Annotated in this window: 7 protein-coding genes; 2 read left to right on the top strand and 5 right to left on the bottom strand. The window is 40.6% G+C overall.

Annotated elements, in window-relative coordinates:
- A partial coding sequence (locus ACKI4H_RS15845) for an acyl-CoA dehydrogenase family protein (RefSeq protein WP_407307413.1) occupies positions 1-127 on the bottom strand: 127 nt, incomplete at its 3' end.
- A 312-nt stretch (positions 128-439) separates the two neighbouring features.
- On the opposite strand from ACKI4H_RS15845, the gene ACKI4H_RS15840 reads away from it, so the two are divergent.
- Positions 440-1330, top strand: a complete 891-nt coding sequence (locus ACKI4H_RS15840) for an NAD(P)-dependent oxidoreductase (protein WP_407307409.1) — start codon at positions 440-442, stop codon at positions 1328-1330.
- 43 nt (positions 1331-1373) lie between these two features.
- Positions 1374-2798 (top strand): NAD-dependent succinate-semialdehyde dehydrogenase, encoded by a 1425-nt coding sequence (locus ACKI4H_RS15835; RefSeq protein WP_407307407.1) that lies wholly within the window; start codon positions 1374-1376, stop codon positions 2796-2798.
- A 53-nt stretch (positions 2799-2851) separates the two neighbouring features.
- Here the strand turns inward: ACKI4H_RS15835 and ACKI4H_RS15830 are convergent, their stop codons facing one another.
- From ACKI4H_RS15830 to ACKI4H_RS15815, 4 genes are all read right to left on the bottom strand, one after another.
- Complete coding sequence (locus ACKI4H_RS15830; protein WP_407307405.1) at positions 2852-4204, bottom strand: MmgE/PrpD family protein; 1353 nt, start codon at positions 4202-4204, stop codon at positions 2852-2854.
- Between the two features lie 20 nt (positions 4205-4224).
- Positions 4225-5103: a LysR substrate-binding domain-containing protein gene (locus tag ACKI4H_RS15825; RefSeq protein WP_407307403.1), complete on the bottom strand. Its 879-nt coding sequence runs from the start codon at positions 5101-5103 to the stop codon at positions 4225-4227.
- 446 nt (positions 5104-5549) lie between these two features.
- Positions 5550-6932 carry a multidrug transporter subunit MdtD gene (gene mdtD / locus ACKI4H_RS15820; RefSeq protein ID WP_407307411.1) on the bottom strand — a complete coding sequence of 461 codons (1383 nt, stop codon included), beginning with the start codon at positions 6930-6932 and terminating at the stop codon, positions 5550-5552.
- 54 nt (positions 6933-6986) lie between these two features.
- On the bottom strand, positions 6987-7295 hold a 309-nt coding region (locus tag ACKI4H_RS15815; RefSeq protein ID WP_407307401.1), incomplete at its 5' end, for a 4Fe-4S dicluster domain-containing protein.

The following is a 7295-nucleotide window of genomic DNA, read 5'->3' as shown; positions in this document are numbered from 1 at the left end:
CTGCAACTTCCCATGGATAGTCATGTGAATGGGCACGTTCCAATGCACCGGGTGCCAGTTCCTTTTGGGCAAAGCGTCGTACTGACTCTGCAAATGCGTTTTGTTCTTCGGTTAAATTGAAATCCATGACTCTAACTCTATCCAGTAAATCTTATAGAACTAGAATATGGAGATATTTGATTTTATGTTTGCACAAAAATCATAATGTCATGACTTATTTCAAATAATATTTAAACATTATTAAAAATATAACTGATAAATATATTTTCTATATTTATCAGTTATATAGTTAGAAATGTCTATTTTTTAATAAATAATATGTATTTTCCATAAACTCATCTCTCTATTACATTTCATCAATTCATATGCCTAAAGATTATGCGAGATTTAGGATGAATTAATATTTTAATCCCGAAAGTAATTAAATAATGGAGTAGTAATGAAAATCGGTTTTATTGGCCTAGGACGCATGGGTTTTCCACTTGCATCCCACTTAGTCAAAAATGGGCTAGATGTAACTGCCTTTGATTTAAATCTGGCACAAATTGAAAAATTTATTCAGTTGGGCGGTAAAAGCGCTGAAAATATTCAACATATAGCAAAAAATGCAGACATCGTTTTCACCATGTTGCCTGGTCCCAAACAGTCTAAGGAAGTGATTCTTGGAGATAATGGTGTTTTAGCGAATTTAAGTGAAGGAAAATACTTAATTGAGCTTAGTACCATTGATACCGATACCGTTGATTTGTTGTACCAACACGCCAAAGAGAAAAATATTAAATTTGCAGATGCGCCAGTAGGACGACTCGCTGCTCATGCAGATCTAGGTGAATCACTCTTCATGCTTGGTGCTGAAACCGCAGAATTTGACTATCTGCAAGATTTGCTCTTAAAAATGGGGACAACGGTTTTACATTGCGGTGAACCAGGTGCTGGGACACGCATGAAACTGATTAATAATTTAATGGTTTTATGTTATTGCCAACTTAACTCTGAAGCTTTGGTTCTTGCTCAAGGTCTCGGTTTAGATGCGAAAAAGACGTTTGAAGTGTTAACCGGTACAACTGCCTCAAATGGTCAGCTCAAAGAAAAGTGGCCACAAAAAGTTCTCAATAACGATTTAACACCCGGCTTTGATATTGCTCTGGGTTTCAAAGATCTAACATTAGCCTGTCAAGCTGCGCAATCTACCGGCATTTCTCTTCCTGTTGGTAACTTAGTCCGCAACATGTTCCAGCTTGCTCGTCATGCAGGTAAAGATGGTCAGGACACTTCCTCAATGACTGATTTCTGGGCTGAAGTAAACCAGATCGAAAAAATCCGCATTTAATTTATTTAATTTCTTGAAAACAAAAAATTCAGAGCAATTTGATATGCAATATAGTCAGTATATTTCAGGGAAATTTCGCGATGGGTCGTCAGAAAATATATACGACGTCCTGAACCCTTCTACCCTAGAAACATTAGGCAAATTAAAGTTTAGCAATCCACACGATATTGAAGAAGCTATTCATTCAGCGGCGAATGCATTTGAGATCTGGCGCAAAACCACAGCTTATGATCGTTCAGTGCTGATTCGTAAAATTGCCCATTGTATGTATGCACAAGTGGACCAGCTGGCTGAGCAAATTTCATTAGAACTGGGTAAGCCGCTTCAAGAAGCTAAAAAAGAAGTGCAAACTGCTGCCGAAATGTTTGAATGGGCCAGTGAAGAAGCACGTCGAATTTACGGTAAAACGATTGCTCCACGAACAGCAGGGATTAAGCAAACTGTTGTTTATGAACCAGTGGGTGTGGTTGCCGCTTTTTCCGGCTGGAATGCTCCTGCGATTACCCCAGCCCGAAAAATCAGCGCGGCACTCGCTGCTGGCTGTTCAATTGTGATGAAGCCTTCTGAAGAAACTGCCGGGATCGCCCTAAAAATTGCCCAGATTATTGATGAATTGGATTTTCCAAAAGGTGTTGTCAATATGATTTTTGGCAATCCGGAGGAAATCTCCAATATACTCTGTGAATCTTCAGATATCGCGATGATTACTTTTACTGGCGCGACTTCTATTGGGAAATCTTTAGCTGAAAAAGCATCCAAACATATGAAAAAACTGACCCTAGAGCTGGGCGGTCATGCACCTGTCATTATCTGCGAAGATGTAGATGTTGAAAAAGTCGCGAAAGCTGCGGTTGCAGCAAAATTTCGTAATGCTGGGCAAGTGTGTACCTCTCCAACTCGCTTCCTGATTCATGAATCTATATTTAATGAATTTAGCCAAAAGTTTGTGGAACACACCAAGCAAATTAAAGTTGGGAATCCATTTGATGCACAAACCCAGATGGGGCCATTAAAAAATGCTAGAAGACTCAGTGCGATTGAGGCTTTGGTTGAGAATGCACGTGATCTCGGGGTTGATATTGCGACTGGTGGAGAAAAACTGCAAGACTCGGGCTATTTTTATGCTCCGACAGTTCTAATCCAGCCGTCTTTAGAAGTTCAAGTCAACCATATCGAACCGTTTGGACCTGTTGCAATCTTAAGATCATTTGACGATTTAGGTGCTGCTCTTTCCGAGGCTAACCGTCTACCGTTGGGTTTAGCTGCTTATGCATTTACCAATAATTTTGGTTACATTGAACGTATTACAAATGAAATTGAAAGCGGTGTGATCAGCATTAATGACTGGCAGGCCTCTCTACCTGAAACTCCGTTTGGTGGCGTAAAAGATAGTGGTTTAGGTACTGAAGGTGGCAGTGAAGGTATTCACGAGTTCCTCAAGATCAAGACCCTAAGAATCGCGAGTTAATCCATAAATAAAAAAAGGAGGATTTAATCCTCCTTTTTTTATTTATGGTATTTTTAAATTTTTAAATCCTGTACCTGCAACTGATCTAAATTCCAGATCTGGTCTCTGAGTACTCTTGCTTGTTCAGCCGAAATCACCCCATTAACCAGTTCAAAAAATTTATTATCTAAATCTTCATCTGTCAGTGGTGCTTCAGGATCACCTTTGCGACATGGTGAAAAATGTTCAAATACTTGTCCATTTTTAAGGGTGATTTTGACTTTAGCCGCGCGTTGATTAGGGAATTTCGAAGTTAATTCTTCATCACTTTCCAAAGTCAATTTCTGCATTAAGTCACGAGTTTGCTGAGCAGAACGCTGTGCTTTTTCAAAAGCATTTAGGCGAACGCTACCATGTAAAAGGCCATGAGCGACAACATAGGGTAAGCTGAAACGACACTGGAATGCAGATTCAGGTGCAAAGTTTCCTGTTACATCCAAAGCCGTTTGATAGGTACGAATGGCAATGTTTTCAATCTCAGAAAGTGTTAGGCCTTGATCCAGAATAGTCTGACGAATCGCTATTACACCGTCAATTGCTGCGAAAGTATGTCCACAGCAACCATGATTCTTTTGCGTCATCTTACAAATATTATAGTCTTCACCCAATCCCGCTATAGCTTTATCCCAGTTTGCACCTTTGGATAAGGCCGCAGCAAAACCCACTTCACCTTCAAGAATATCCAAAGCACCGGTAATACCTTTGGTAGCAGCTTTGGCAGCAGTTGTACCAATGGAGGCTGCATGACCACCATGTAGGGCTTTGGTCATTGCATCGGAACGGAATGCTTGCTGTAAACCCGAAGCAAATGTTGTCGCTGTTGCAACGGCATGGGCAAATAAGTTTTTATCTTGAGGGTCAATTAAAAATGCTGCCGCCGCTGCACTGCCGATAGCACCGACTGTGCCGGTGGTATGAAAAAATGAATAATGGGACGGCTGCACTGCTGCACCTAAACGTGTAGAAACTTCATAACCCACCACGACCGCTTTTAAGAATTCTAAACCTGTACGGTTATATTCATCAGCAATAGCGAGTGCAGCACTGATGACAGGTACACCTGGATGGTAAACCGCATCTCGAAAAATATCATCAAATTCGATGGCATGAGAGGCTGTACCTAAAATCCATGCAGCAGATGATGAAAATCCGGTTTTATTTAAACTCGGGATACGGCTTTTTCCGACGCCAAATTCATCTTCAAAAGTCGCAATGATTTTAGCACCCACATCACTTACAATCCCGGGATATAGTGCCGAGAACCAATCTAAAACCACTCGTTTGGCATGATGAAGTGTTTCGGCCGATAAATCACGGTTTGCTTCCCATGCTGCATATTCTGCGTACTGTTGAATAATGGTGCTCATGCTTCCTCTCTTATGTCCCTTTAATTGAGTTCACCAAATAACCAATGACGTAATTCATCAATTTTTTCTTGTTTAGGTGAATTTTGTGGAATGACCAGGTAATAACCTAAATCACGTTTTAAGGTGAAATCTGAAAAATAAACCAGACTGCCATTTTCAATTTCCTGCTCGACCATTTTGGTTTGAGCCATGGCGATTCCAATCCCATCCAGGGCTGCCTGATAGGCTAAAAGCGAGTTTGGCAATATAAACTGTTCAGTCTCGTCACTTTGAATATCTTGTGCAGACAACCAGTCATTCCAGTCGAGCTTTCGATAGGTTGAATGAATGAGGGTGTATTTATTCACATCTTGCGGTGCCGGTGGACGAGTCAAATGTTTAATTAACGATGGGCTGCAAACCGGTCTAATCTCATCACCAAATAAAAAATAGCTTTCTACATCGGGCCAATTGCCATCACCAAACTGAATGGATGCATCGACACTTTCAGTGGCAAAATCTACAGGTGCGATCGCGGTTTTAATATTGACTCTTAACTTCGGATTTTCTGCATGCAGTTTTTGTAATCGACGTACCAACCATTTTGCGGCAAAAGTGGAATAAACACGTAATGCAATATCGTTATTGCGACGGTATGAACTCATACCACGGGTGGCAATGGCAATTTTATTAAATGCAGGTCCAATTTCTGAATAATACTTTTCTCCGGCATCCGTTAAACTGATCCCCGAGCGTTCCCGTTTAAAGAATTCAATACCTAAATATTCTTCTATTAATGTAATTTGGCGACTTACAGCAGATTGACTTACATATAATTCATCAGCAGCCTTAGTAAAACTTTTATGTCTGGCAACACATTCGAATGTTCTAAGAGCATTTAATGGTGGAATATCGCGCATATCAACCTCCTGTTTCAAAAGCACAGTATAAAAGGAAAAGTCTATGATCCTCATAAACCCTGTCATCAATAAGTCGTAGTATCAAAAGCTGATCACGACATCTGGCTTTAGCGAAACAGCATACATATTTATGCACTGTGCTGATTGAATAAAACTCATGTTGCTATGAGTTATAAAAAAACAGCCTCCTAAGAGACTGTCTTTACCTAAAAATTAAAAATGAAGAGCTATAAATAACCTCTACATAAGTGGGTATTGTAATTCATCACCGCCCTAAGGCATTACCCTTGTGATGTCTTGCGAAGGCTCTTTAATATATCGAACGTCTTAAGTTAAAGATATTTCGTCCTATTGATTTTAGAACCTTGATTATTTCTATCCTTCCATTTTTGGTACTGTCACCATGAAAAGTTTTATTGGCTGAAATTAAGGTGTTGTCGCAAGATTTAAATCGCCATATTTTTTGGAATTCGGGAAAAGATGAATGCGGTAATGATGTTAATTGCTCCCAGACATAGCAGCGTATAGTGAAACGCATCGACTGAGTTTTGAGCACCAGACTGCTCCATAAACATATTTAACAATGTTCCGGCCAAAGCAATTCCTATACTCATTGAAAGCATCATAATCATGGATAAAAAACTATTTCCACTACTCGCTTGCTGAGCGCTGAGTTCACTCAAAGTCAGCGAGTTCATGGCAACAAACTGTAGCGAATTCAATATGCCAAAGACAAAGAAATGCAATGCTCTAAACCAAATTGGCGTATCAATAGACGTTAATGAAAAACTGGCAATACATAAACCCACCAGCACAGAATTGAGGATTAAAAAGCGTCTATAGCCTAGGGCTTGAATAATGGGTCGCGTTATTGGCTTTGAAAATAATGAACCCAAGACTAATGGTGTCATCATTAGTCCAGCCATAAAGGGTTCAACACCAAAAGCAATCTGCAGCATTAAGGGCAGTAAAAATGGCAATGAATTGCCACCCAATCGTGCAAATAGATTTCCCAGGATTCCTACCGTAAAAAGCCTGTTTTTAAATAACTCAGCTCTAAATAATGCCTGCTCATGCAGATGAGCATGGTAGGCATAAATGAGCGCTGCACAAACTGAAGCGATCAGCATCCCCGTGATGAATAAAGTTGAGGATTCTGGATTTGATGCCATCTCAATCCCCATTACAATTCCTACCATTGTAATAAGCAGCAGGAAAAAACCACTTAAATCAAAGCGTTTTACGCTTTTTTCAGTGATATTTGGCATGACTTTAAGGGTAAAGAATAAGCCAATTAAGCCTATCGGAACATTCACCCAAAACACCCAGTGCCAAGTTGCCACCTTAACTAGCCAGCCCCCTAACGCCGGTCCAACTAAAGGACCAATTAAGCCGGAAATATTCATGGTGCTGATGGCTGAAACAAACTGGGTTCTGGGAATGATTTTAAGCAATGCCAACCTTGCAACCGGCATCAATAAGGCACCGCCCACACCTTGCAATACCCGAAAGCCAATCAGTTGATCAAGATTTTGTGAGAGTCCACAACCGAGCGATGCCACTGTAAATATTAATATTGCTGCAAAGTATGTATTCCTAAGACCAAACTTATCTGCCAACCAGCCACTTAATGGAATCCCTGCGGCTACTGCCAATACATAAGCAATAATCACCCCATGAATATCTAAAGGATTTTCATGCAGACTTTCAGCAATCGCGGGTAAGGCGGTAAAGATAATGGTGGTATCTAAGGCTTGCATAAAAAAGCCAATAGATGCCAACAAAACGAGTATTCTAAATTTAGGTTGCAGTTTATGGTGTTGTTCCATAACACTCCTTATTTCACTATTTTTATTTTCCAAAATCCCTTCGATTAGATTGACTTACATATTCGGATAGTTTGGACCACCACCGCCTTCCGGCGTTACCCAGGTGATGTTCTGTGAAGGATCCTTGATGTCACAAGTCTTGCAGTGCACACAGTTGGCTGCATTGATCTGGAAACGCTTGGAACCGTCATTATTTTCCATGATTTCATACACCCCGGCCGGGCAGTAGCGCTGTGCAGGCTCGTCCCATTTCGGCAGGTTGACGTTGACCGGAATCGAGGCATCGGTCAGCTTCAGATGCGAAGGCTGGTTTTCTTCAAGTCGGAGGCCAAGCGGTCTTAGGAAGACAAGGCATATTATCAA

It is taken from the genome of Acinetobacter sp., assembly GCF_045628685.1.
In the GTDB taxonomy this organism is placed as follows: Bacteria; Pseudomonadota; Gammaproteobacteria; order Pseudomonadales; family Moraxellaceae; genus Acinetobacter.
Note: the sequence above shows the minus strand (reverse complement) of the source record. Positions and strands in the feature narration are given on the sequence as shown.

What these genes read in the sequence shown, in the direction of transcription:
- ACKI4H_RS15840 (WP_407307409.1), top strand. Translation starts at nt 440, where the DNA reads ATGAAAATCGGTTTTATTGGCCTAGGACGCATGGGTTTTCCACTTGCA.
- ACKI4H_RS15830 (WP_407307405.1), bottom strand. Translation starts at nt 4,204, where the DNA reads ATGAGCACCATTATTCAACAGTACGCAGAATATGCAGCATGGGAAGCA.
- ACKI4H_RS15825 (WP_407307403.1), bottom strand. Translation starts at nt 5,103, where the DNA reads ATGCGCGATATTCCACCATTAAATGCTCTTAGAACATTCGAATGTGTT.
- ACKI4H_RS15835 (WP_407307407.1), top strand. Translation starts at nt 1,374, where the DNA reads ATGCAATATAGTCAGTATATTTCAGGGAAATTTCGCGATGGGTCGTCA.
- mdtD (WP_407307411.1), bottom strand. Translation starts at nt 6,932, where the DNA reads ATGGAACAACACCATAAACTGCAACCTAAATTTAGAATACTCGTTTTG.